Annotated in this window: 1 protein-coding gene; it reads left to right on the forward strand. The window is 60.6% G+C overall.

Going from position 1 to position 604, the window contains the following annotated elements; all coding sequences use genetic code 11:
• Positions 1–604, forward strand: a 604-nt coding sequence (locus tag JUJ53_RS25450) for a CPBP family glutamic-type intramembrane protease (RefSeq protein ID WP_204151247.1), incomplete at both ends; no start/stop codon positions are given.

Consider the following 604-nt stretch of genomic DNA (forward strand, 5'->3'; position numbering starts at 1 on the left):
GGGGGTGGCGGTATGTTCTGGGGCTGATGATCATCCTCTTTGCGTGGCTGATCGTCGGTAGTGGTGCCAGCGTACTCGTCGCGTTCGCGCTCGGCGGACAGGCAGACCCTTCGGATCTGGGGCTTGTGGAATACTACCTGTTTGTCATGGCGAGTTTCCTGTGCTTCTTCGCGGGCGTCCTGATCGCTGTCTCCCTCGTCCACCGCCGCCACCCCCGGACGCTCGTCACAGCGCGGAAGCGGATAGACTGGCATCGGGTCGGTCATGGATTCGTGGCGTGGTTTGTGCCGTACGGCCTGATCGGTGGGCTGGGGCAGTATCTGTTCTACCCGGATACCTTCTCCTTCAACTCCGGCCTCATAACATTTGCACTTTTTGTGCCGCTGGCGCTGGTGCTCACCGCGATCCAGACGACAACGGAGGAGCTTTTCTTTCGCGGATACATCGTGCAGGGTGCGAGCCTTATCTGGAGCAACCGCGTTTTTCTGGCGATCGTGCCAGCCGTTGTCTTTACCCTGCCGCACCTCCTTAACCCGGAGGCGCGGGCGGGCGGCTGGCTCACGATCTTTTCCAACTACTTCTTCGTTCCGGGTCTGGTGTGGAC

It is taken from the genome of Leptolyngbya sp. CCY15150, from assembly GCF_016888135.1.
Classification (GTDB): Bacteria; Cyanobacteriota; Cyanobacteriia; order RECH01; family RECH01; genus RECH01.